This is a genomic window from Lysinibacillus sp. NPDC093216 (assembly GCF_050280325.1).
GTDB lineage: Bacteria > Bacillota > Bacilli > Bacillales_A > Planococcaceae > Lysinibacillus.
In genome coordinates this window covers 72,187-95,899 of sequence record NZ_JBNNVB010000016.1, presented here as the reverse complement: position 1 = coordinate 95,899, position 23,713 = coordinate 72,187, and the positions used below count along the sequence as shown (strand labels likewise).

The 23,713-nt window shown below is 34.4% G+C and carries 18 protein-coding genes and 1 pseudogene; 4 read left to right on the top strand and 15 right to left on the bottom strand.

The features are described 5' to 3' along the window. The first annotated feature begins 210 nt into the window (after nucleotides 1–210). A complete protein-coding gene (locus tag ACQKOG_RS17280) occupies nucleotides 211–318 on the top strand; it encodes a YjcZ family sporulation protein (RefSeq protein WP_427447582.1) in 108 nt (35 codons plus the stop codon). 877 nt (nucleotides 319–1,195) lie between these two features. Here the strand turns inward: ACQKOG_RS17280 and ACQKOG_RS17275 are convergent. The 7 genes from ACQKOG_RS17275 to ACQKOG_RS17245 form a co-directional block, all read right to left on the bottom strand. Then, entirely contained in the window at nucleotides 1,196–2,758 is a 1,563-nt protein-coding gene (locus ACQKOG_RS17275) for a glycoside hydrolase family 10 protein (protein ID WP_402872833.1), read from the bottom strand. A gap of 893 nt (nucleotides 2,759–3,651) precedes the next feature. After that, nucleotides 3,652–4,428 carry a GNAT family N-acetyltransferase gene (locus ACQKOG_RS17270; RefSeq protein ID WP_427447579.1) on the bottom strand — a complete coding sequence of 259 codons (777 nt, stop codon included), beginning with the start codon at nucleotides 4,426–4,428 and terminating at the stop codon, nucleotides 3,652–3,654. Between the two features lie 261 nt (nucleotides 4,429–4,689). Next, the gene (locus ACQKOG_RS17265) at nucleotides 4,690–5,124 is read right to left on the bottom strand and encodes a YxiJ family protein (RefSeq protein ID WP_402872838.1); all 435 of its coding nucleotides are present in this window, start codon (nucleotides 5,122–5,124) and stop codon (nucleotides 4,690–4,692) included. Nucleotides 5,125–5,886: 762 nt separating this feature from the next. Next, on the bottom strand, nucleotides 5,887–6,231 hold the full coding sequence (locus ACQKOG_RS17260; protein WP_415730607.1) for a hypothetical protein: 345 nt from the start codon (nucleotides 6,229–6,231) through the stop codon (nucleotides 5,887–5,889). Nucleotides 6,232–6,873: 642 nt separating this feature from the next. Further along, nucleotides 6,874–7,029: a hypothetical protein gene (locus tag ACQKOG_RS17255; RefSeq protein WP_169786300.1), complete on the bottom strand. Its 156-nt coding sequence runs from the start codon at nucleotides 7,027–7,029 to the stop codon at nucleotides 6,874–6,876. Between the two features lie 549 nt (nucleotides 7,030–7,578). After that, nucleotides 7,579–8,448 (bottom strand): PhzF family phenazine biosynthesis protein, encoded by an 870-nt coding sequence (locus ACQKOG_RS17250; protein WP_053595025.1) that lies wholly within the window; start codon nucleotides 8,446–8,448, stop codon nucleotides 7,579–7,581. Between the two features lie 30 nt (nucleotides 8,449–8,478). Further along, nucleotides 8,479–9,525 carry an ornithine cyclodeaminase family protein gene (locus ACQKOG_RS17245; RefSeq protein ID WP_402872844.1) on the bottom strand — a complete coding sequence of 349 codons (1,047 nt, stop codon included), beginning with the start codon at nucleotides 9,523–9,525 and terminating at the stop codon, nucleotides 8,479–8,481. A 140-nt stretch (nucleotides 9,526–9,665) separates the two neighbouring features. Between ACQKOG_RS17245 and ACQKOG_RS17240 the strand changes: the two genes are divergently transcribed. Next, a complete protein-coding gene (locus ACQKOG_RS17240) occupies nucleotides 9,666–11,117 on the top strand; it encodes a PLP-dependent aminotransferase family protein (RefSeq protein ID WP_427447575.1) in 1,452 nt (483 codons plus the stop codon). Between the two features lie 540 nt (nucleotides 11,118–11,657). Here ACQKOG_RS17240 and ACQKOG_RS17235 read toward each other — a convergent pair. From ACQKOG_RS17235 to ACQKOG_RS17225, 3 genes and pseudogenes are all read right to left on the bottom strand, one after another. Further along, a pseudogene (locus ACQKOG_RS17235) lies at nucleotides 11,658–11,979 on the bottom strand (flavoprotein); the annotation flags it as partial. A 314-nt stretch (nucleotides 11,980–12,293) separates the two neighbouring features. Further along, nucleotides 12,294–13,199 (bottom strand): NAD(P)/FAD-dependent oxidoreductase, encoded by a 906-nt coding sequence (locus ACQKOG_RS17230; protein WP_427447573.1) that lies wholly within the window; start codon nucleotides 13,197–13,199, stop codon nucleotides 12,294–12,296. A gap of 871 nt (nucleotides 13,200–14,070) precedes the next feature. After that, the gene (locus ACQKOG_RS17225; RefSeq protein ID WP_427447572.1) at nucleotides 14,071–14,700 is read right to left on the bottom strand and encodes a DUF998 domain-containing protein; all 630 of its coding nucleotides are present in this window, start codon (nucleotides 14,698–14,700) and stop codon (nucleotides 14,071–14,073) included. Between the two features lie 446 nt (nucleotides 14,701–15,146). Here ACQKOG_RS17225 and ACQKOG_RS17220 point away from each other — a divergent pair, with 446 nt between their 5' ends. After that, nucleotides 15,147–15,281 (top strand): tyrosine-type recombinase/integrase, encoded by a 135-nt coding sequence (locus ACQKOG_RS17220; RefSeq protein WP_370076671.1) that lies wholly within the window; start codon nucleotides 15,147–15,149, stop codon nucleotides 15,279–15,281. Nucleotides 15,282–15,494: 213 nt separating this feature from the next. On the opposite strand, the gene ACQKOG_RS17215 is transcribed toward ACQKOG_RS17220, so the two are convergent. Both ACQKOG_RS17215 and ACQKOG_RS17210 read right to left on the bottom strand, forming a co-directional pair. Next, entirely contained in the window at nucleotides 15,495–15,905 is a 411-nt protein-coding gene (locus ACQKOG_RS17215; protein WP_427447570.1) for a hypothetical protein, read from the bottom strand. Nucleotides 15,906–16,010: 105 nt separating this feature from the next. Further along, the gene (locus tag ACQKOG_RS17210; protein ID WP_427447568.1) at nucleotides 16,011–16,727 is read right to left on the bottom strand and encodes a tyrosine-type recombinase/integrase; all 717 of its coding nucleotides are present in this window, start codon (nucleotides 16,725–16,727) and stop codon (nucleotides 16,011–16,013) included. A gap of 604 nt (nucleotides 16,728–17,331) precedes the next feature. On the opposite strand from ACQKOG_RS17210, the gene ACQKOG_RS17205 reads away from it, so the two are divergent. Further along, nucleotides 17,332–18,237 (top strand): DUF4261 domain-containing protein, encoded by a 906-nt coding sequence (locus tag ACQKOG_RS17205; RefSeq protein WP_427447566.1) that lies wholly within the window; start codon nucleotides 17,332–17,334, stop codon nucleotides 18,235–18,237. 663 nt (nucleotides 18,238–18,900) lie between these two features. Here ACQKOG_RS17205 and ACQKOG_RS17200 read toward each other — a convergent pair. The 3 genes from ACQKOG_RS17200 to ACQKOG_RS17190 form a co-directional block, all read right to left on the bottom strand. Next, complete coding sequence (locus tag ACQKOG_RS17200; RefSeq protein ID WP_370076429.1) at nucleotides 18,901–19,956, bottom strand: ankyrin repeat domain-containing protein; 1,056 nt, start codon at nucleotides 19,954–19,956, stop codon at nucleotides 18,901–18,903. A gap of 1,306 nt (nucleotides 19,957–21,262) precedes the next feature. Next, nucleotides 21,263–21,469: a hypothetical protein gene (locus ACQKOG_RS17195; RefSeq protein WP_427447563.1), complete on the bottom strand. Its 207-nt coding sequence runs from the start codon at nucleotides 21,467–21,469 to the stop codon at nucleotides 21,263–21,265. A gap of 66 nt (nucleotides 21,470–21,535) precedes the next feature. Next, nucleotides 21,536–23,692: an ATP-dependent helicase gene (locus ACQKOG_RS17190; RefSeq protein WP_427447561.1), complete on the bottom strand. Its 2,157-nt coding sequence runs from the start codon at nucleotides 23,690–23,692 to the stop codon at nucleotides 21,536–21,538. Between the last annotated feature and the right edge of the window lie 21 nt (nucleotides 23,693–23,713).

The following is a 23,713-nucleotide window of genomic DNA, read 5'->3' as shown; positions in this document are numbered from 1 at the left end:
ACACGTTCGATATCGTGTGCAGATAAAAATTGAATATCAGGAATATTCATAACAAACACCCCCGAATAAGTATGTTACTGTAATTTAAACACGCAGATACGTACCTGCCGAAAAACAACAGTGCTATTAAACAGAGCCTATTTATTAAGTAGATAATTGCCGCGGTTCCTTTTAACAACAATTCATATTATTGAAAGGAGGAAAATTACTATGTCCGAATATAATGGTACTGGTACTGGTTCAGCATTTGCGCTAATTGTTGTTCTATTCATTCTTTTGATTATTGTCGGGGCTGCTTTCATGCATAAAGGTTATTAATACCAAATACCGCCTATAATGCTCATAACTGTTGTAAGGGAATACTAATTTAACCTTACACCTTAATTCTTATTTAGGGTCACTATCCTCCGGTGATCCTTTAAATATTTCTTCTTATAATCGAGTTTACTAATTTTTACAACAATACTATGAAACGAATCGAGATTCAGTGAAACTTACCGTAGCCCATCTCAATCGCTCTCACAGCGAACAATAAAAGCATTCCACGTTTCCCGATTTGACATAAGTTAGGGCGAATACCTCCTTGATTTTCGTTGTTACCAACTAATTTGATGTTAGTAAAAAGTTGATAAGGAGAAATAATCCATATCAACTTTTTTATCCTTTGTTAAGATATAGTAACAAACACCAACTAAGTTTGTCACTCTTATGAATATTTTTTATTAATATTGGACAAATCTACATTAAACGATAATTAGTATTATTTAAACGAATAATCCCCTTTTGAACGATAAATTATGAGAGGCATCCGATAATTAGAAAGTTGTGACCAAGGTATTTATATTATGTAAACTAAAATTATTTGGCGTGGAGGAGAGCTTGGATACGTCAACTCCCCATAATATCTGTATATGGACAAGAACTTGCAGACACTCATATAAAATTAAGTGTAGTCTTTTAATAAAAATTCATTAAAATGTTGCTTTAAAATAAAGTTTGTTCAAAAATTCTTCATAAGCCAGCATTTTACGATAAATAAAAAGAATCCATTTTGTAAAAAGATTGATCAAAATGGATTCTTATCCCTCAAATTTAAGATTGGTTTTTATAAAAAAGATCGATTATTTTCTACCAACAGGCTTTGAATCTATAGGTTTTTCTGGTTGCTCTGGCCCTTCAGGTGTTGGCTCTATTGCTACTGGTAAGGATTTCCGTCTTTTAGAACAAAAGCAGTTTTACTTTCCACACCTGTAGCAGATATAGACTTTATACCATATGTGTATACTTTACTATTATTTGCAATAGTATCTACATAAACAGTATTACCTTGTGTGTTATAAACCACGTCTACTATATTTTTAACGTCTTCATATGATCCTTCTTTTGTTCCATCAAATCGGTATATTACATATTTCCTTGGTTGAGTACTATTTTCATCTGTAATAGTAAGCTTCATGCCGAAAGACTCTTTACTCAATTTAACATCAGTTGGACATAAAGGTATTGCAGAGCCTTTCCAATAAATTGTAGGTGTTAAAGCTTTATAATTGTATAGTTGCTGATTTAGATAAGAAGCATATCCAAGAGCGTTATTGTTAATACTTCTTAGAGAAAAATGCATTTGCCCTTGAGCATTTTTATTTGCTCTGTTGGCGATTACTTGGCTGATAAGTTCCGTCTTATTATTCCATGCAGTATCAGAATCATTTCCAACTTTATAATCGGCCATGCCAATATATAAATTAACAGGATGGACTTTTGCGTATGTTTGAACTTCTCTTCCCCACCAATCTAATAAAACAGAGTAATTTGCTGCTTTATGATTTCTGGACCAATAGATTTGAGGCGCAATATAATCGATACTTCCATCTTTAATCCACTGTCTTGTATCAGCATAAAGATCATCGTAGTTACTCATTCCATTCGTGTTACTACCAGTAGAATCTTGCCCTTTGTTTCGCCAAATTCCAAACGGAGATATTCCATATTGAACATGAGGTTTAATTGCCTTAATGCTTGCATAAACCTTTTTTACTAATTGATTAACATTATTTCTGCGCCAGTCTTCAATATTATTGAATGAGCCACCATACTTTTTAAAAGTTTGTTGATCTTGAAAAGTCTCTCCTTTTATTTTATAAGGATAGAAGTAATCATCCATATGTACAGCGTCGATATCATAGTTGCTTACTAATTCTTCTATGGTTGATAATAAGTAATTTTGAACTTCCGGCAAACCAGGATCTAAATAGTATTGTTTACCGTATTTCACTACCCAATTAGAATTTTTACGGGCTACATTATCGGCAGCAAGATTAGACAAAGATTGCGAAGGCATAGTGACCCTATATGGGTTTACCCAAGCATGAAGTTCTAATCCTCGCTTATGTGCTTCGTCCAGCATTATTTGTAATGGATCAAAACCTGGATTGGTCCCTTGTGTCTTGCCTGTTATATACAATGACCATGGAGCAAGCTTTGACGGGTACAGTGCATCATTTAATGGCTTAACTTGAAAAATAACTGTATTAAAGTTATCAGCTTTTAATTTGTCTAATGTACTTTGAACCCATTGAGTATATTGGGTTTTACTCATACCTGCCTTCATATCAATATTAGATACTGTTGCAATCCAGGCTGCCCGCATTTCATTTTGAGGTAGTGAATTAGCTGTAGCCTTTTGATTTGTAAAAACAGGGATAAGTAAAAGTAAAACAAAAAAAGTTACTAAGCACTTTCCAAAAAAATTTTTAAACATAATTAATGAAATCTCTCCTTTTAATTCTCAGCTATTAAAACCTAGCTGTTACTATAACCTAAGTAAATACCATATCAGCCTATTCTATAAAAGTAGGAACTGATTTATCCTTCTAAATTTTGTCGGCAAGACCCCCTATTGGTAATTTCAATTGTTTGCGAAGCTCGTTGGAAAATTTTATTCTGTTTCTTCGCTCACTATATAATACCACAAATCCCCAATTATTCTCCCTTCACCGGTAATCTCCATTTATTTAAATTCTTGACGCCAATTTTATGATAGCGTTGAAAAGCAATCATTTGGTCAATTGTTAAGTTTGTTTGATAAAGTGGACCATACGGTGGAAGGATTGGAAGAAATTCTTCACAAGATAAACATCAGTTTTAACATAAATGTCCAATAAAAAAATCATCTCAAAGGATAAATGAAGAGATGATTTTTATAAAACTTTATTATTTGTTTGTCTTAGGATAACGACATTCAAACATATGTAAATAAAGAGTTCAAACATATTATATATATCAAATATGTTCGAACTCTTTTGTTGTTGCTTTGTAAAAAATATTGATTAAGAAGGTGCTACAAACATTGACTTAATGACAGAAGAAAAACCATCATTTTGAAAAAACATTGATCAAAATGAGAGCTTTTTTAGTACATTTGAATATTATTTTGTAAAAAAGATTGATTATTTCGGAAAGCGAATCTTCAACTAACGCACCCCGGTAGCCATCCATGTAGCGCAAAAACCAGCGCTACACCACAGAAAATGAAAGATGATTAAGTTCTTTCATGGGAGTTGAATAAGAAAAGAAACGCTTATGCCACAATCGCACCCTTTAACTGAATAACACATGAGCTTCTATTAGCTAGTTTTTTAATAAGAGGCTCTACTACTTGGTAGAAGGTGACTGGCAGCCATAAGAGTATGCAAGACATAGAAAACCACTCTTTTCTAGGATAGGCCTACTCATTGAACTGGCGTCAACAGTAAGGAAAGGATGCCCATTTTCATATGCCTTTTTTGCACGAGTAGCTAAAAGTGTTGTATAATAACCTTTTCCTCGGAACAACGGTAGTGTTGAACCTCCCCATAAGCTGGCGAAGGAGGATTTTTCTTCCAAATACATCCAAGCTGCACTTACAAGCTGACCATCTTCATAAATTCCATAAAGGTATAGGGATTCAGGATTATTCTGTTTATCTCTCCAAAGTCTTTCTCCCAGCTCAGCATGCGGTACATTCCAGATGGCATCTTCTAGAACAATAATGTCTTGAATGCCTTGTTCATCTGTTATTTCCTTTAAATTGAAGTGTCGGTCATTATTAAGCAAGGGGTGCTGTTCATCTAACTTCATGACCATTAGTGCTTCAGGGTCATCTATTGTGAATCCTTCTTGTTCAAGAATATCTTTCAAACTAGCAGGCTTGTCGTAGTTATACACCTTCCACTCAAAATCCAGCTCAAGGTTACTAAAATAGTTTAACTCGTTCTTAATAATTTCTCTTACATCGCCTTCGTTTACATTAGATGAGACAATGAACCCTTTTTCACCAAACTGTGAAATGTGACGCACGACATGTTCTGTTTCCTCTCTTATGTAACCTTTTACTTGAGCCTCTTGTCGAAGTTCTTTGTGGAATAGTGAGATTAATTCATTTTTATCCATGGGCGACCCTCCTATATTTTAAAAATTCTTTTTCTAACGAATCTTATTCCATTAATTAACATATTGATTAGTACCAATTATTTCAAAAGAAGACGTTCGACTCAATCTTTTTTTTCGTAAAAAAGACGCTTTTCCTTGTTCCATAATCGCGCCCTTTAATTGAATAACGATTAACCTTCTATTAGCTGGTTTAGTTCAATAAAGAAAAAAGGGCTGTCTATGCAACTCATTTTATTGAATTTTGTTGTATAATTTTCAAGTTCATTTCTCAAAAGTCAGATTTATTTTTGTGTAAAGACTCTGTCGTTTTAATGGATAATGGTTATTTGACAACAGCTGTAATAATAATTTTCTTGCTTGTTCAAAGGTTTTATATTCCTGAAAGAAATGATTATAGTTTGCAATCCGGTCTTCAAGAAATTCATATTGATTATAGTATTCAAAAAAAGACTTATAAAGCATGTCAATTTGTCCTTGTGGAATTTGATTTGTCATATCTTCTAAAACATAACTTAGCGTTCCAGATATGTTCACACAGTAATAACGAAAATCTTCATAGAAATCCACCTCATCCTCATCGGATAATTTCAAAAATTCTGATCGAAAATCTTCACATATTTTATTAATATCACTAGTAGGAAATGGCTTTCTTAATTCGGGTTTAATTTCAGCTAGTTGTTTTAAAATATCATCCATATTTTCACCTCTATAAGTGTGTCATTTATCTATTTTATCAAATTAGTTTATTAGACAAAGCACAAACCTTTCCAAAGCGTCGTTTTGGGAACCTTTCATTAAAGAATTTTATTCAATAATATGGCCCGATTGTTGAACATTTGTTAGCACTATTCAACTAAACTGCCGTTAGTTGAATAACAGTACTCCAATGAAAAAGCATCTGGTAAATGGTGCTCTTTATCTTTTCTTAATGCTTCAACTGATGTAATTTACTAATTTTCAAAATAATGATAGCGCTATGAGACCTATCGAGATTCAGTAACGCGTACCGTTGCCCATCTCGATTACTCTCCCAGCGCATAATAAAAGTCTTTATCCTTTGTTAAGATAAGGTATCAACCAGCTTAGTTTGTTCACACTTATGAATAATTTCATAAATATTGGACAAATCTACATTAAACGATAATTAGCATTATTTAAACGAATAATCCCCTTTTGAACGGTAAATTATGTGATACATCCGATAATTAGAAAGTTGTGACCAAGGTATTTATATTATGTAAACTAAAATTATTTGGCGTGGAGGAGGGTTTGGATACGTCAATTCCCCATAATATCTGTTGTACATTTACAAGAACTTCAGGTCTTTTGGGATAAGAACTTCGGGTCTTTTCTTGTTGTAAAAGGACCCGACAGCATAGATATTTTTTAACAAAATAAACCAGGTACTCAATAATTTTGAGCCTGGTCTATTTTTTTAGTCATGTCTTATATACCAGTTTACTTCTTTTTGTTTGCATGCCTTTTCGCAAATGTAGAAGGGGAAAATGAAACTTTGTATTTCCCTTCAAGTTCCTTCCTTACTTTTTCCGTTAGCTTTAATCCTTGTTGATTATGTATTTCTTCAAGTTCAATCCCATTAGGAACTATTCCATCATTAGCCCAATCAATCCACTCACCATATTTTAATATCCATTTTGTTAATTCCGATTGTAGTTCGATGGAAATTGGAACATATGATATTTCAAAGTTACTGAGGCATTTATTACACCATATAGCATCAGCTCCGATATCTGCTTCTACTCTTAAATCATATGTTTCATCACATATACATTGTTCAATCATTGCTTTTTATCTCCTCTTATCTTTTCTCTACTATTTTTTGAGTAAAGAGATGATTTCTTTGTTTTGTTCAATTTGGATTTTAATATTTACTCAAATGATCTGAACCCATCTTAATAGTAACGCTACTAACAATATAGGTATTAACGGAAACAACAATCCAACCATATCTACCGTATCTCCAGAAAAATTCATGCAACCCCTTCTCTATAACATAATTTTACCATATATAGAATTCGGTTTAACAATTAAACAATATGGCCCTTTTCATGAAGAAAGATGCTTTCCTCATTACAAAAAGCGCCCGGTTGTTTAAGATCGTTTTCAACTAAAGCCCCTGTAATTGAAGTATAGGACGATTAAATAATGCAGGTTTAAAGCGTCAAATTTACTGATTATTATTCAGCTAACAGACTCTGAATAATATTGAAAAGCACTATAGTAGACATGTTTCTATATTTGCATAAAAAGCTGCATAGACAATATTCAAAGGAAAATCCAAGAAATGTTGGTTTTACAGCATTTCTTGGATTTCAGTTTCTTTCCAAACTTTTATTTGGGAACGTTTATTATATTTATTTTGTATGCTTTATAAATATTGTTGCAATAAAACACAGGTTAATTTATTGACTCTAATTTTTATGTCTATTCTTTACAAAAATCTACAAATTTTTTTGCCTGTATTAAGGACATACCTGTTTGCTCTCTCAAAAACTTCACCGCTTTAATTTCACCGACTGACTTTATTTTCTCTTTTACTAAGGCAATCAGTTCCTCATTATAGATTTTAGTATAATCCATTTTTTCGCCCCCTCGTGTAATTAAAGTTTAACATTCCCAAAGCGAGATTTGGGGACTTTTTGCTCTTAACGTTGTAAATCCAAATGAACAACAATAAGTAATTATTTTTTAATTTGGCTCTGTTAAATTATTATGTTGATAATCGAATAATAAATTAAGGAAGCCCTAACGAGTTTCCTTGATTTTGATTCTCTATGGTCCAGAAATTCCATTTGCCAACAGTAACAGAAATATAAATATTGATAACGGTATCATAAATGTAATGTTTGAAAGAATACTGAACACCTTTACAGTTATATTTTTAGACTTGACCCCTAAAATTAACGATACAATAAACTCAATGTCTATCAAAACATATAAGAAAATTGGAATCCATAGATTTATATTCGGAGACCTAAATACAAAGAAAATAAATAATGCAACTAAGAACATTGGCTATAATAATAGCCAACATATTACCAAGGATAAAAAACAGCCATAATAGATGTAACATAACACCTAATCCGGCTATCTTATTATTTCAATTTATTAGAAATTTATATTCTACAATTATATTTCAACCTCTGTTTCAGACAAATTCAATGCTTTTCCGCCCACCTTTACCTCAATAATTTCTTTCCCTTGAGTGGTTAACGCTATAACTATTTCTGAAGGTTTTTTCATAGAGTAACCTTGCTCAACAGATATATTAATAACATGTTCAGGTTTGATTTTACCATATTTATATAGATAACATGAAAGGGCACCATTGGATGTACCAGTTGCAGATTCTTCTGGAATTCCATATAAAGGTGCCAAATTTCTACAGTGAGCATTTGAACCCTTTAGTGATTCAAGGGTAAAAATATGATAACCAATGGTATTATATTTACTGCTGATATTTGTTACTTTTTCAAAATCTGGCTTTATAGAATTTAATATATCTAAGTTTCTAATCGGTACAAGTATATCCCTAAGGCCAGTAGATACAATTTGCACTGGTAGATCCCCCAACATTTCATCTATAGTAATATTTAAGGAATCTGCAATTTCCTCCTTGTCTATTATTTCATAATAGCTTGGAGCATTTTGATCCATCATAATTGATAGGTCTTCCATTACTTCTACATTTAAAATTCCGGCCTTTGTTTCTTGAGAATATTTTCCTGGTTTAATATATCCTTGGCTTGAAAGTGTATAGAACGCTGCTATCGTTGCATGGCCACAAAGATCAACCTCTTCATTAGGTGTAAAGAATCTAACCTTGAAGTCAGCAAGGTCTGACTTCATGACAAAAGCAGTCTCACTAAAACCGATGATACCTGCTATTTTTTTCATGTCCTCATCTGATAGATAATCAGCGCTAAGTACCACTCCGGCAGGGTTCCCTCCCTCAATGGATTTTGCAAATGAATTTAATGTATAAACTTTTAACTTCATAATATGATCCCTCCAAATTGTATATCGATTTTATATTTGCACGATTGTCCCAACATTCATTTCTTCTGCTTTTGATACAATATATTTTGCAACTGCAAGATCCTGCAATGCTATGCCAGTACTATCAAAAATCGTAATTTCTTCATCACTTGTACGTCCTTTCGCATTTCCAAGTATGAATTGTCCGATTTCAGTCAAATTGTTTTTGCCTAATATACCAGCCCTTATAGCACTTTGTGTTTCTCCGACTGTCGATGCTTGTGTAATATCATCTACATATACAGAAGCTACCTCAAAGATCTTTTCATCTATTTCCTGTTTTCCAGTCATGTCTGCCCCCACACAGCTGAAATGTATGCCTGGCTTAATCCACTCCTTAAAAATCAGTGGTTTCCGCGAAGGCGTTATCGTAATTACTGCATCGGTTTCTTCCAAAGCTTTCACTGGATTTTCTACAGCTACAAACTGAACTGACTCAATTCTTTGTTTCCAGCACTTATTATAAGTATCGTTGATATCATTTATGATTTTATATAGTTCCGTCTTTATTGAATACTGGAATTTTGATGCATTTTCATATTTTACGGGGTCATATATATATACCTTGTTGATTGTCTGAACTTGAGATAGAGTGGCTGCTATTTGAAAAATCGCCTGAACTCCTGTACCTACAATTATTAGTGTTTTTGAATCTTGTTTTGACAGGTGTTTCACGCCTATTGAACCTGCTGCTCCAGTACGCATTCCTGTCAAATAACTTGCGTTGATCATTGCCTTAGGAAACCCATTCTTCAAATCAAATAACATAGTCAGCCCAGTTATAGCTGGAAGCCCTTGATTTTTATTATCACCAAACCATGAAACGAGTTTTAATCCAAACACATCTTCTTCATTAAGCATCCCTGATTTAATATCCATTTCTGCCCTACCCTCAAAAATCACCTCAGATACCATGGAGAATAGTCTCACCTGATTGTTGGCTTTAAGCGCATAGGCTTTTTCTACACATGCTACTGTATTCTTGATATCTAGAATGTTCTTAACATCATTATCACTTAGAATTCTTATTGGTACCATAGTTATCATTCTCCTTAAAAATTTTAATATCTGTTAATGTAATTGTATTTGAACAACAACAAAAAGTATCCAACCATTCTTGGTTGTTATTTAACCAACCAAATGATAGAGTAAAAATACTATGATTTTGGAGGAATTTTATGTTGGATATCAACTGGAGACCTGATAGAAATAGTCCTTATCGATTGAATATACAGATTGTTAACTTCATAAAAGATAAAATAGCAACTGGAGAATGGCCAGTTGGTTTCAAATTGCCAAGTCAGCGGACACTTTCTGAAATTTTCTGTGTAAACAGAAGTACCGTAGTATCTGCCCTTGAAGAGCTGGCAGCTGAAGGCCTTATTAGCGGTAATGCTGGTGGAGGTACAAAAGTAATAAACAATACATGGACATTAATGTCCAGTAATCATTCACATAATTGGCTCCCCTATATATCTTCGGGATTACATCAAACAAATCAAAATATAATGCAGCAGATCAATCAGGCTGAATTCCAACCTGATATCATCAGAATGGGGTCCTGCGAACCTTCCCCTGAATTAATACCTAACAAAATGATTCAGGGCGTACTAAAAAAACTGTCTAAGTCTATGGCATCGCTGGGTTATGAAGAACCAAAAGGAAATATCCATCTAAGAAGAGAGGTATGCACATACCTTAAAACAATAGGAATAGAAGCTGATCCATCCTCAGTTTTGATTACCTCTGGTGTTTTGCAGGCACTGCAGCTTATTTCCCTTGGCCTTTTGCACACGAACTCAGTAGTATATGTTGAAAAGCCATCCTACCTATACTCTCTTAGAACCTTTCAATCGTTCGGAATGCAGCCTTCGGGAATTAAGCTGGATGAAGAAGGTATAGGAATAAAAGAATTGGTTGATCGACATAGGCGGAGAAAAGGAGCAATGCTTTTTACAATACCTACTTTTCAAAATCCTACCGGGAGTGTCATGTCACTTGAAAGAAGAAAAACGCTTGTTGATGCGTGTGATAGGGAACGTTTGCCTATTATCGAGGATGATGTATATAGGGAGCTTTGGTTTGATGAACAACCTCCACAGCCAATAAAGGCATTTGATAACAATGGACTTGTATTATATATTGGTGGAATATCGAAGAATTTAAGTCCTGGTCTCAGGATTGGATGGATTGTTGGATCAGAAAAAGTCATTGAAAGATTGGCAGATATAAAAATGCAAACTGATTATGGAACGAGCTCACTCTCCCAGAATGTAACCACAGAACTATTCTCTAGTGGTCTTTATTATCAGCATAACGATATAATGAGGAAAAATGTTAAGATCCGAAGAGATGTTGCTCTTGAAGCATTAAAGAAATATTTTACCGGCATCGGTACATGGAATATCCCTAGGGGCGGATATTTCATCTGGCTTAAGTTAAATGAAGGTATATCCATGTATCAGCTTTTTACTAAAGCCTTAAGTCGGAAAATACTTGTTCACCCTGGAGATTTGTATGAGTTTCACTCTGATCAATATTTAAGAATTTCTTATTCTTATGCATCCTTAAATGAAATTGACTATGCAATTAAAACTCTTTCAGAATTGGTAGCAGAACAAATTTTTTAAGTTTCATATAGAGATTTAAATATGGCAAATAATTATAAAAATGAGTATTGAATAACCACTGTATGAGATTCGAAAGCATCATCAACTCCTCTAGTTCCTGAAGTTTTGAATCATTAATCTATCTAATTTTCTAAAAAACCAATTGTCTTATAACTCAAATAACCTATGCGCAGAACCCGAACTTTAACACAAATATCCATAGTCCTGCGTATTTGTTCGGCCCCTAAAGCAAATTACGGCATACTATCCCCTTTTCTTAGCCGTTAAGTGCTTAGAAAAGAGGATAGTATTGTTCATAAAAATGCTTATTGGATTCGTTAAATATGTTAGCGTTTATATTCGGGCTGTTCTAGAATAATCGGATTCGGATTGCTAAGTACCCATTGCACTGCCAACTCGCATAGTCTCGCAGGTTCCTCATCTCCATCGCCTTTGTGAAGTTCTTTCGCTAAAGTGATAGACTCCTGAAGTGCAGCGGGATGTAATGGCGTACCAAAGCTAATGTAATGGTTAAAACTTTTGAGCATTTTACGAAAATCATTATCCCAGTTGATCAGGTAACTCTAATTCCACACGTTTCGGAGCTTCTTCATCATCTGATAAATATGCTGTTATTGAACACTTGTTCATAACCCGTTATAAATGTTGGTGCACGTCCATAGCTTTTAGCTCCGACTATATAGAAGTCCTTTTCTGGTTGGCCTAATATTTCTTCTCCATGTGCTCTTACTGTGCCACAACTATGCACATTTGGATCAATTAGTGTCGCTAAAGCATGCACACATTCTGCTGCTGAATCAATTGAAAAGCGTAGTTAGCAATTAATCGTAAGATCCGGTTGATTTCCTGCATTGAACACAAGTCCCATTCTTATTGAACTATAGCACCCTGTTCGTTGAAGTAGAATAAAGAGCTTATTCAATAATTGCGCCCGATTGTTGAATAAGTTTATAAACTAAGCTGTGCCGTTAGTTCAATAACTTCAACAAAAAAACCTTTAATCCTTTTTAAACAACAAGAAAAAACGAATTCTAAAATCAAAATCCGTTCTTCGTAAATTCTTATACTAACTCTAAAACAATGTTTGGAGTATATGTGGCAACACATTGGCGCTGATGTGTTTAATTATATTGGCAAAGCTCCTATTTAGTTAAAGCAGAAGGTGTTATGACGTAATCAAAAGCGTTCCATCGTTAGATCAGTATTTACTGAAACCGCAGCTTTATTACCTTTAGCAGCTGAAATCATTAAAGAGGATGGTTTAGATCTTTCTGTTTCCCCTGCGATATATATGTTTTTTTGGGTTGTTCTACCAACACCATCTGTTATAACTTTTCCATTTTCATGAATTTCACAGCCAAGCTTCTCAGCAAACTGATTTGGGCGATAATAAGATGGGGCAACAAATCCACCCGATCTTATAATTGTTGCTCCTGTTTCAAACTCTATTTTTTGTAAGTAACCGTCATTACCTATTAAGTCTTTTATTTTTTCCGATATAACTTTGATATTGTGTTTTTGTAACTCTATTTTACCTTCTTTAGATAATTGAACTCCATTCGTTAAGACAACCAAATCCTGCGACCAATTATAAATTAACTTAGTCAAATGCAGTACATGCTCTTCTTTTTCTGCAATAACCACTAATGGCTTATCTTTTTGCTCCCAGCCATCACAATATGGACAACTAAATAGACTTTTCCCATAAAACTTTCTTATACTTGATATAGTAAATATTTCTTGAATACCGGTGGCGAGTATTATTTTTTCTGAAACAAATTCCTCACTAGTAGATGTTTTGACAGTAAATCGCTCATTACCTATATCCTTTATGATTTCAGTAACTGTTGCAGTAAAATATGATACGGACGGGTAATTCTCCAACTCTTTTAACGCTATTTCTTTAAACGCTTGTGGTTTTATCCCATCTCGAGTAATAAATCCATGTGACGATTGTGTCACTCTATTCCTATTCATTCCATCGTCAAATAATGCAATGTTTCTCCTAGCCCTTCCTAAAGTTAAGCTAGCACTTAACCCAGAAGGACCTCCACCTATAATGATACAATCAAGGACATTCATTTTTTTACCTCCGTATTGATTTTGTTTTATTTTGAATTGTTATTTGCAATAGAGAACTACATTATTTCCCCCATCATGGATTTCCATTCTTTACACACTAATATTAAATATGAAAAGAACTGACGGTGTGTTTAGCGACAACAGGAGATATTGCTTTTATTTTCATTCCTAAATCTGAACATCAATAGTATAGTGAGACTACAAAATCATTCATGAATAATAAGTTGTCAAATCAAAAAGATCAAATTATCGTTATTGATAAAATGTCCCTATTTTATATCGAATTATTCAGTTTAATTCCAATTAAGCAACCTCTTCACAATGTGCGGAGTGTATGTGGCAACAAATAGGTGCTAGTGAGTTATATAGGCTTAGTTCCTATTTTAGTGGAATCGAGTCTATTTTTCTTATACATATTCAACTTTAGCTTCCTCAACTGAAATACTCTATAGTTAAAAAAGGAATCAGACGCTTATTCCACAAACCTGGCCCGATTGTTGAACACATGTAAAACACCACTCTTCAACTAAACTACCCCGTTCTTTGAGAAAACAACCTATATCTTTTATTACCTAGAAGTTTAAGAATTAGGCTTTAATGTACAATTAATAATTGATACAAGCTCCTTAATGCAACATTGGATTGATTTAATTGTTGTAGTAAATAAGGGCATCTTTGGTAAAAAAGAGGATAGAAAGAGCGAATTTGTTTCAGCTCTTCTATCCTTTTAATTTTTATACATATAATGTGTGACATTAAATAAGAACTCACTATTTATAATAGTTTCAGCTTATAATTTGACTTTAAATAAAAGCAACAATCACGCGTGTTTGTTTAATTGTTAAAAACCTCCTACCAATACATTCATTTATCAAAGAATGTAAACGAACCAGATGCTTACGACAATAAACCAAATGTTTATTGACAACAGGAACACTCGCTCACAAATCCCAAAGATAAATCGCAAAGGCTTGAACATAGTTACAATAACAGCCCCAAGCGAGATAGAAGAAACTATGGTTACGATGTTAAAAAATTGATTTAGATTTTTAAAGCCTTCCAGTAATTTTAAATGACTTCCTCCACGATCAATGACCATATAGGAAAAAGCGAACGCAAGAATAGCAAATAAGTAATGGAGTTTTCCTTGAACCGTAAGTTTTTCTCCTTCTAGGTCAGTTGGAAAGAATAACATGAGGATACGGGAGATGGCCATTAGAATGATTAAAATCGGAATGGACGCGGATATGGAGAAGCGATCTTTTATATTCAACAACACGATAGAAAGTGACAATGCCCCTAAATTGCTGAACCAAGCGTAAATTAAAAATAAATTTTTTGTAGCACCTACACCGTAGTCACTTACAGCATGTCGAATAGGATGATAGCCTGTTTTCTTAAAGTGAAGTATGAGAAAAAAATGAAATAACTCAAAAAGAACAATACGGCCACAATCGATAGGATTTTCTCGATGGACAAATTCAGACGTCCCAAAGTTCATCGATTCAGTTCCGCAACAGTTCCTTCCCCGTTTGTTGAAGAGCATAATCGACAATTTAATTTTAAATGACTTTATTATTTTTTAAAATATGATTTAAACGACTTTATTATCATCATCCAAAAAAAATTTTCAAAGGTTCTTTCTTTTTATACAACTTGATTCATTAACATGGGAACAAGCTGATTTGGTAAATGAAACGATTCGAATTGATGGAAAAGGGAAAAAAGAACGGATATTGCCCCTTCATCCACACTTAATGCCGCTTCTGGCATCCTATAAAGCTTCTTTAAGAGCATATCAAATTTATCCAACAGAACCTGTTTTTCTAAATAAAAATCGTAAGGATTAGATCCGCGGGGTTTACATGTCATCTTTAAAGATGTGTTGAAAAAGGCAGGCCTCCCACCTACCCGCTACATCACTTACGGCATACTTTTGCAACGTTGATGTTACAGCAAAATAAAGAAAACGTTGATTTACGAACATTTCAAGAACTACTGGGTCATGAAAGTATTACATCAACTCAAGTCTATACACACGTTGAATTTGAACAGAAAAAGAAAGCAATTGATTCTTTTTGAATATTTCGATTTCTTATTCTTTAAGTGGAAGCAACTAGCCGTAATTGGGTAGTTATTTTTTATTAGAAAAATCGTAACCGTTCAAATGATTTGGATATAGAATGATAATGATTAGTTGTTAACTGCGGTTGATAAGGATTATTCATATTTGTTGACGCCCATTGAAAATCCTTCTGATTGAAACCCGACTTGTTGACGATAAGAATAAGGGTTTCAATCAGTTGTCTGAAACGGTGATGTTACATTTTTACCTTCTATTGAAGGATTAGAAAAAAGTGTAGCATTATTAGAATAAGGACTTGTATTCGATAACATTGCCTGCTCCATTTTAAAAAAAGTAAAACGAATTAGTTGATCTTTAAATTCATTAATATAGTGTGGATTTTTTAATAGATTTTCAAATGCTACTGGTAGTTGTTCATAGATCGTTTCTAAATCCATTAGTTCACCAAACTTCTCTTCCATTTCTAATGCGGTTTTAAGAACTGTTTCCAATAACATCTGTGCAGTACGTAGCTGTTTTAATTCTCGAGAAGACCTAAGGAAATAGCTATCTAAAGCACCTAAAGACGATTTTTTAGAATGTAATAGCAGCATTCGAATAGAATTATCTTGGACCCCCATATCATGGAATATGCCTGCTTATTGAATATCGTAGTCCGTGTGGGGTAAAATACTTTTCTGTTTTAGTTTTCTTTTTCATGTCACTTCCATTGGAGACCGGCATTTCTATAATCCATCCTTTTTAACAATGTAATTCATCTGTTTGTTAGCAAAAGCCTTTCCTTTTAAACCATAAAGCAAAGGATCGTCTGGTGGCTTTTCTTGAGCATATGCACAAAGTACAGCCATTGCTTTTGGTGGGATTGGTAGTAATCCTTCTCTATTTTTTGAATTAATGATTGGTGTTTCTATTTCCTCCTGATTATTTTTTATATCTTCCCTTTTTAGCGATTTAACCTTTAGTTTGATTAAATTCGTATTACGTAATCCAGTATAAATTCCCAACAGCATCGGTGCGAGAATGTTTACTCCATCTGCTTGTAATTCATGTGCTGATTTATATACTTGATACAGCTCCATAATATTTAAGTCTTTAGAAAAATGCGTTTCACCTGAATAATCTTCAATGGTTACGTTCAAAAATGGATTATTATTTACTACCCTCTCATTTTTTAAGTATTTAAATAGAGAAGTCATTGTACTTTTCTGTTGGTTTTGAGTTCTTGGTTTATAGATTTCATAGTTATCTTTCAACCATTTTTTGCAGTACTTACTTGTTACATTCTCGATTGTTGGTTCTAATTCTAGGCTCTTCATATGTTCAGATATCTTTTTAATATTTCCCTGATATACTTTCTTGGAATTTAATGACCAAACACTATATTGCTCTTGCTCCATATATGCTTCTTCTAAAGTGCTTTTTTCTGTAATCGTGTTATTCATTTAAACGGACAAACCCCAAGTTAAATACAAATTAACGTTTAGAAGTAGCGTTAACATTGTATAACTTGGGGTTTTCCAATTGATTGTTGTTTTTACAGTCCTTTGAATAATAAATAATGTTTATTCTACAAACACTTGTGAAAGAAGCTTTATATATAATATTCGTGTTTTATTTAATCAATAAAGTGTTTAGCCGATGGACGAGTAGCAATTTTATCATCTTAATACGAATGTTTTGGATTGTTTAATGCAAAATAGTTCGTTAATTATCTTTTGTAAGGATTAATTACGAACAATCATATCTAATAATTTTTTTGTTGCTTCAATCACCTTCTTTTCAATTACTTTCTTTCAAGGATACTACCTTTTGTTTAATGATCTTTTTAGATAGTTGAGAATGCTTTACTTACAGCGACGCGTATTCCACAATCGCGCCCGATTGCATAATACCAATTATTTCAAAACCATATGTTAAACTCATAATTGGCAATGATAGGGAAAAAGTATGATAGGCGCTTGGTAATCTTTCGTGTATTCTTGATGAAGTTGATGAACACATCAATATATGATTAAGAAATCAATACAGAATGAAGGAGAGTGCCTTATGAATGAAATCATAGAGCAAGAGAAAGACTTCGGATTTGCTAGAGTTTATGCTATTGAACTGCTGTTTAAAGAAAAGCCAGTTGTGGACCGCGAACTACTCTACAGCAAGATAGAACAATACATGGGGAAAACAGATCGACCACAAAATGAAAAGAGTGGGTCGCTGGCAGTATGGGAGCCCTATGAGCAACATGAGAAAGTCGAAATGCTTCATTTCTTTCATTTGAATTATATGGTGAAATATGCAGAAGGAGAAATGCCTGCGCAAACAACGCTTACTGGCATGAATGTAGGTCCGATATCTGATTATGAAGCCGCTTTACAGCAAAGTTGGCATTGGAATGAAGCAGGCCAAACGTTGCAAGAGTGTAGTTACGCATTGTTACTTGTCGATATGATGGCATCTGGACTTGAGCCCCAAAAAAGATTGGAACTACATACGAATATTCTTCGTGCAATAGTGGAAACGGTCCCTTGCGCTGCGATTTATTTTAGAGAAAGCAATAAGTTGGTCGAGCCATCCGTGTTTTTGGCTGCTATTGATGAGGGCGAAATGTTGTATGGAGCATTGAACATTCGGTTCTACAATGTTGAGGGTACTGGCAGTGAACGCCAGGAAGGTCTCATGGATTCCATTGGGCTTGCTGCACTAGGCATTCCTGATGTGCAATGCCACTTCTATGATATGGATACCAATGAGGTTGCAGACTGCTTGACTAACTTTGCTTATTATTTGTTTAATCAAGGTGATATTATTACAGATGGAGAAACGATTGGTTTTACAGAGGAGATGCGTTGGCGCTGCGAGCATCAATATGCATTGGCTGTTCCGCACCGCATAGTCATTGATCTTGATCCCGGTGAGGGCAACTATGCAGGTCACCAGGGTGGGTCTGAAGAATAGTTGCTCCTTTGGGTATATTGGTGTAGGTCCTTTTAATACAACCAAAAGTGCGGAGCCTAATTTCAATGGTTTTAATCCTTGAGTACTAGTTTTATCAAAATTTGTTTCTAATGCTTAGACTTTATTAATGGGGCGCCTTAGATAATCGTGGTTATCATACTTTATCAAGGTCTAAATCGTAAAAAAATCAGGGATGTTACATATTATACATGGCTAATATGTAACATCCCATTTTTTTTATGTTTCACAATTGCGCCCGATTATTGTATATGGCTGGCATTAAATGTATGCATTTACAACGATAAGCACAAAGAAGTTCCATAATGTAAGTTTGGACACGTTACAAAAAACACAAATGCTCGTGAAAACGTTTGTGTTTTTCATTTTTTATATTTCTAGAAGCTAAAGTTTTAGCAATCTTTTTCTCTTGCAAGGTTTAATCGACATACCTTCTTATGCACTATAAATTATAAGGAATTGAAATAACTAATACATCTCAACTATTAGTCTTTCCTTACCAACAGTGAGTAACACATAAGGCAGGTCTCCCACCTACCAGCTTCACGTTGCATCACTTACGGCATCCCCTTTTCTGAGCCTTTAAGTGCTTAGAAAAGGGGATAGTAATGTTTATAAAAATGATTATTGGATTCGTTAAATATGTTAGCGCTTATATTCGGGCTGTTCTAAAATAATCGGATTCGGATTGCTAAGTACCCATTGCACTGCCAACTCGCATAGTCTCGCAGGTTCCTCATCTCCATCGCCATTGTGAAGTTCTTTCGCTAAAGTGATAGACTCCTGAAGTACAGCGGGATGTAATGGCGTACCTAAGCTAAAGTAATGGTTCAAACTTTTGAGCATTTTACGAAAATCATTATCCCAGTTGATGCCGCCGTTATCTAAAATTTCGTATGAGACTTTACCAGTAATACGAATAACCTCTCCTTGTACAGTTTGCGCATGTCCTTGCGAAGGAATTAGTAAATTCCAAAGTTCATTATGTTGCGCCTGCCAGCCCTTTGTAGATACTGTTATTGGAGACGTACCATCATGCGTTTTTCGCTTCTCTACTGGTGGAACATCAAATAGCTCATAAAGACGGGAAAGTGCCTCATCCGTTTCGTTCAAATATTCTTTATTAAAACCTTCTCTGTGAAATTCAAAGTCTTTTCCAATTCGCTTAATAGAATTTTTCATTTCCGGCGTTACAGCTATACCCGCGCTCAGAAAGATCTCAGAAACTTCCACTAGATCAACAATATTTATATTTCTACATACTGCTAAAGCTTTGTCCAAAGGCGTCTCATTCATCATATTTACCGCGCTAATATTTGCGCCTTTAGAAACCAATGTGCGCACCGCATTTGGTTTAAAAAAAGCAGCCGCAGCAAATAAAGGTGTTTCGTTTTGATAATCCAAGGCTTCTATATCTGCACCTAACTCAAGAAGCAATTCAATATTCCCCCGCCAACTTATTGCCTGATTATGTAAAGCCGAACTTTTGTAATTGTCTCTCGCATTTATATTTGCCCCCTGTTCCACGAGCCAGCGAACCAATTCATCCGGTACATTGAAAAAACTTAAGGCTGTTGTTTTACTATAACCACCATATGCATCTAGCTCGCACTTTGTAAATACCTCTTGTAATGCCGCAATATCACCTGCTTCAATTAGTTCATTAAAATTTTTCGGTAACGTTTTTCTCTTCCTCGCCATATGTATTTTCGCTCCTTACATTAGATTTTTGAATATAGTTCATTACGTCATTTACCATATATATCGATCTATATTTTACCATGTTATAATTTCTTTGCTAAGAGAGTTTACAGTTAATTATGAAAAGAGGTTATACTTATGCAACCGTTTTGGGGAAATGACTATAAAGAAGATGGGTATTACGCTTTTGGTAATCCAAGCATTGAAGTGATCGAGCAAACAAAAAATTTACTTCCCAACTGTTGGCATTCTTTTTATAATTATTTGGATTATATTTGCTGCTTGGATTAGTAAAATTATTATTCATCATATTTAAAGTTTTGTTCAGCAAGAGTTATCCTTCCTTGCTGAACAATTTCTTTCAGAGAAATATCCTTCAGAAGCATCGTTTGGAAAGTAAGAGGATTAAAGTGATATATATTGTTAGAGACGATTGTTTGCAAAAATACTGACAGAGGACTATTGACGAACTATTATAATTGAAAATACTTTAAATGTTCGTATTTTGATAATGAAAGTGCTTTTCATACATCAGCTGGATACTTCATAAATTGAGTAAAACACGAATATTATATGTAAAATCAACTATCTAGTAAAGGCTGTTTATCTTTTTGTTTTAATGATCTATCTTAGGTTTAAGACGTTTAATTTTTCAGTATTCGTATTGCTAATTGTAATAGAAAAGCTGCAGCCAAAATAATTACATTTTCAATAAGCGGAATTTCCAAGTATAGCAACAATCTGTGCGAAAAGAGCATTTCTCAAAGAAGGAAAAACTGCTTCATATTTTCAGAAAGTTAACATAATGTTTGCTACTTACGTAAGTATTACTTATATGAAAATTTTTTAATATTTGGCAAATATACTGTAAACGATTATTAGGACAATTTGTATGAATAATCCCCTTTTGAACGATAAATTATAAGAAACATCCGATAAAAAATTTATGAATAAGGTATTTATATTATGTAAACTAAACCAATAGAATTGTATAAATAATTAGACATTTACTTTTAAAAATAACGCTATGAGGCGTATCGAGATTCCGTTACACGTACTATTGCCCATCTCGATCGCTCTCACAGCGCACAATAAAAGCTACGGAGGACACTTAATAAAGATAGTAATTTTCAGCAACAGGTGTTTTTACAATCTTTAATTTACAAATAGTTCGGTATTTTAGAACAATTCAAAAAGTCCTCCTATATAACATAACTAAAGAGAAATATTACTGAGGCTCCCTATTAAAACAAAATGCTTCAAATCTTAAACAATTGAGCATTGTTTTAGTATCTTCTATTTATAACTATGCCAACTTATTAGTCCCGATATTTATGACTTGTTGAATTAAGTTCGTTACGGTTTTAACTCCTCCAGGCACTAAATGAACGCCATCAGGTTCAAAATTTTCCGGATGATTAATCGCTGCGGAATGCCAATCAATTAATGTGGTATAAACTAATATTTTCATTTGGCGGAAAGAACATGATGGGCAATGGCGTTTATTTTCCATCAAGGAACCCCTATAAAATAGCACTACTATAAAAGCGTATTCGAAAATTTCTCGAATACGCTTCATTTAATCTTCCATCGTTTCTAAATAGCCTTGTTGTAAACATGTATCCGTCAAAAACTTCTTAAGCCCCGTAGCAAATGACAATTCAATCGTGCTACTCGTAACGGCTAATATTTCCCCTTCTCCTAAGATCACATGATTTACTTTTGAGCCAACGATTAACGCTGACTCGGTTGTAATCGTCCGTTCATTACGGTATTGCTTCAGTGCTTTACTTGGACTTTTTGGCGCTTTAATTGGTAATTCGTGCGGTGTGACGATTTGTTTTAACGCCTTCATGAAAATCGATGGCACCACACTTGTTTTAAAGCGCTTATTATACGAAATTAATTCCAAATGGCGAATAGCACGCGTGATACCGACATAAAAGAGTCGCGTTTCTTCCTCAATTTCTTCTTCTGCCTCGCTAGGTAAAATCCCCTCAATCAAGTCAATTAAATACACACGGTCAAATTCCAAGCCTTTTGAGCTGTGTAATGTTGTCAGTGTAATTGCATTCAATTCATTTTTTATATGAGACGATCGTGCTAAATTTTCAAGCTGCTTCAAACGACCCGCAAAATCGGTCATCGTTGGCGTATGACGAGCAATTATACCAAGTACATCCACAATATCTAGTAAATTTTCATAATTAAAACCGAGTTCCTCACTCATTTTCTTTAAGGTACGCTCATAACCAAAGTCATAACGGATATGCTCTAGCATGGCTGATGGCGTTGTTTTATCAAATTGAATGCTATCATACGTTTTGCGAATCCGCTTAATATATTCAGGCTGATAATCCTTTAACTCAACATGCTCTAACAACTGTGTGAATACACAGCCATCCTTCTGCACTTTCTGTAGCGCCTTCAATTGCGTTGGTGTAATATAAGCATTCATTTTTCTGTAAACTTTTTCAAATACCGTAATATTTTTTGTATTGTACGCTAAACGCATGAAGTTCAAAATATCGTCTACGACCCAATGTGTGAAAAAGCGAATCGTGGAATCTTTCATATAGAAAGGCAAACCTGCTCTATCAAACGCGTCCATAAGCGGAATGGCTGACATATTATTTCGATATAAAATAGCCGTTGAGCCGTGTTTAGATAGTTTTTTCAACTGGTCCACTAAATATTTGGCCTGTAAATTGTAATTCTCTAGGATTTTAAACGAGATTGGCTCTGCTGCAGGATTTTCCGTAAACATTTGTTTGTTATAACGTTTTTTATTTCGCTGAATGAATAGATTGGCTGGCTCTACAATCGTTGCAGATGAACGATAGTTTTGCGTCATAAGTAAAACATGCGCCTCCGGATATATCTTTTGGAAATTCAACAAATAATCAGGCTCTGCACCGCGCCAGCTATAAATGGCCTGATCCTCATCTGCAACGACGCATAAATTTTGATGGACTTCGACGAGCTTCGCGATAATCGCATGTTGAACGGGCGATGTATCCTGACTTTCATCCGTTAAATAATAATCGTAGCGGCGTTGGTATTGCGCCAACACCTCTCCATTTTTTGTGAAAATATCATTCGCCATTAATAGCATATCGTCAAAATCAATTAACAAACGGTCACTACCTGTGCGTTTATATTCCTCATAACGCTGTAAAATCTCGACTTTTCTTGGCACCTTTACTTCTGCAATTGCCCATTCCTGCTCTGGCAGCATTTTATTTTTGATAAACGTTATGTACGTCAGTAGCTCGTCTAACTGATCTTCGGTCATTTTTGAGCCATTTAATTGTTCAAAAATCTCGCGAAGCACTCGTTTTTTTGAAACAACACCAGGCTTGTCCGATTCTTCAATGATGCCGTACGAAATGCCCTGACGTTCAAGTGTCTGCCGTACAACTTGAAATGCTAAACTATGAATCGTCGAAAAATCAACTTGTGGCAAATGCGGAAAAAACTTTGCAAAACGTGCCTTCATATCATTTGCCGATGCCTTACTAAACGTGACAGCCTTTATGCGAGAAGGATTCACACCAAGCGCCTCAATCATATAGCCAATACGCATAATAATCGTCGTCGTTTTTCCTGAACCGGGAGATGCCAATAGTAACAGCGGGCCATTCGTTTGCAACACCGCCTGCGTCTGCACATCATTTAGACGAACGCCAAGTGAACGCTCCTTTTCCTCAAAAAACGCTTTTTGTGCTCCATTCATATCAATTGCTCCGTTCTAAAA

Bases quoted from the DNA above. Each gene is read 5' to 3' on its own strand.
- ACQKOG_RS17280 (WP_427447582.1), top strand. From the start codon at position 211: ATGTCCGAATATAATGGTACTGGTACTGGTTCAGCATTTGCGCTAATT.
- ACQKOG_RS17275 (WP_402872833.1), bottom strand. From the start codon at position 2,758: ATGTTTAAAAATTTTTTTGGAAAGTGCTTAGTAACTTTTTTTGTTTTA.
- ACQKOG_RS17270 (WP_427447579.1), bottom strand. From the start codon at position 4,428: ATGGATAAAAATGAATTAATCTCACTATTCCACAAAGAACTTCGACAA.
- ACQKOG_RS17265 (WP_402872838.1), bottom strand. From the start codon at position 5,124: ATGGATGATATTTTAAAACAACTAGCTGAAATTAAACCCGAATTAAGA.
- ACQKOG_RS17260 (WP_415730607.1), bottom strand. From the start codon at position 6,231: ATGATTGAACAATGTATATGTGATGAAACATATGATTTAAGAGTAGAA.
- ACQKOG_RS17255 (WP_169786300.1), bottom strand. From the start codon at position 7,029: ATGGATTATACTAAAATCTATAATGAGGAACTGATTGCCTTAGTAAAA.
- ACQKOG_RS17250 (WP_053595025.1), bottom strand. From the start codon at position 8,448: ATGAAGTTAAAAGTTTATACATTAAATTCATTTGCAAAATCCATTGAG.
- ACQKOG_RS17245 (WP_402872844.1), bottom strand. From the start codon at position 9,525: ATGGTACCAATAAGAATTCTAAGTGATAATGATGTTAAGAACATTCTA.
- ACQKOG_RS17240 (WP_427447575.1), top strand. From the start codon at position 9,666: ATGTTGGATATCAACTGGAGACCTGATAGAAATAGTCCTTATCGATTG.
- ACQKOG_RS17230 (WP_427447573.1), bottom strand. From the start codon at position 13,199: ATGAATGTCCTTGATTGTATCATTATAGGTGGAGGTCCTTCTGGGTTA.
- ACQKOG_RS17225 (WP_427447572.1), bottom strand. From the start codon at position 14,700: ATGAACTTTGGGACGTCTGAATTTGTCCATCGAGAAAATCCTATCGAT.
- ACQKOG_RS17220 (WP_370076671.1), top strand. From the start codon at position 15,147: ATGTTACAGCAAAATAAAGAAAACGTTGATTTACGAACATTTCAAGAA.
- ACQKOG_RS17215 (WP_427447570.1), bottom strand. From the start codon at position 15,905: ATGGGGGTCCAAGATAATTCTATTCGAATGCTGCTATTACATTCTAAA.
- ACQKOG_RS17210 (WP_427447568.1), bottom strand. From the start codon at position 16,727: ATGAATAACACGATTACAGAAAAAAGCACTTTAGAAGAAGCATATATG.
- ACQKOG_RS17205 (WP_427447566.1), top strand. From the start codon at position 17,332: ATGAATGAAATCATAGAGCAAGAGAAAGACTTCGGATTTGCTAGAGTT.
- ACQKOG_RS17200 (WP_370076429.1), bottom strand. From the start codon at position 19,956: ATGGCGAGGAAGAGAAAAACGTTACCGAAAAATTTTAATGAACTAATT.
- ACQKOG_RS17195 (WP_427447563.1), bottom strand. From the start codon at position 21,469: ATGGAAAATAAACGCCATTGCCCATCATGTTCTTTCCGCCAAATGAAA.
- ACQKOG_RS17190 (WP_427447561.1), bottom strand. From the start codon at position 23,692: ATGAATGGAGCACAAAAAGCGTTTTTTGAGGAAAAGGAGCGTTCACTT.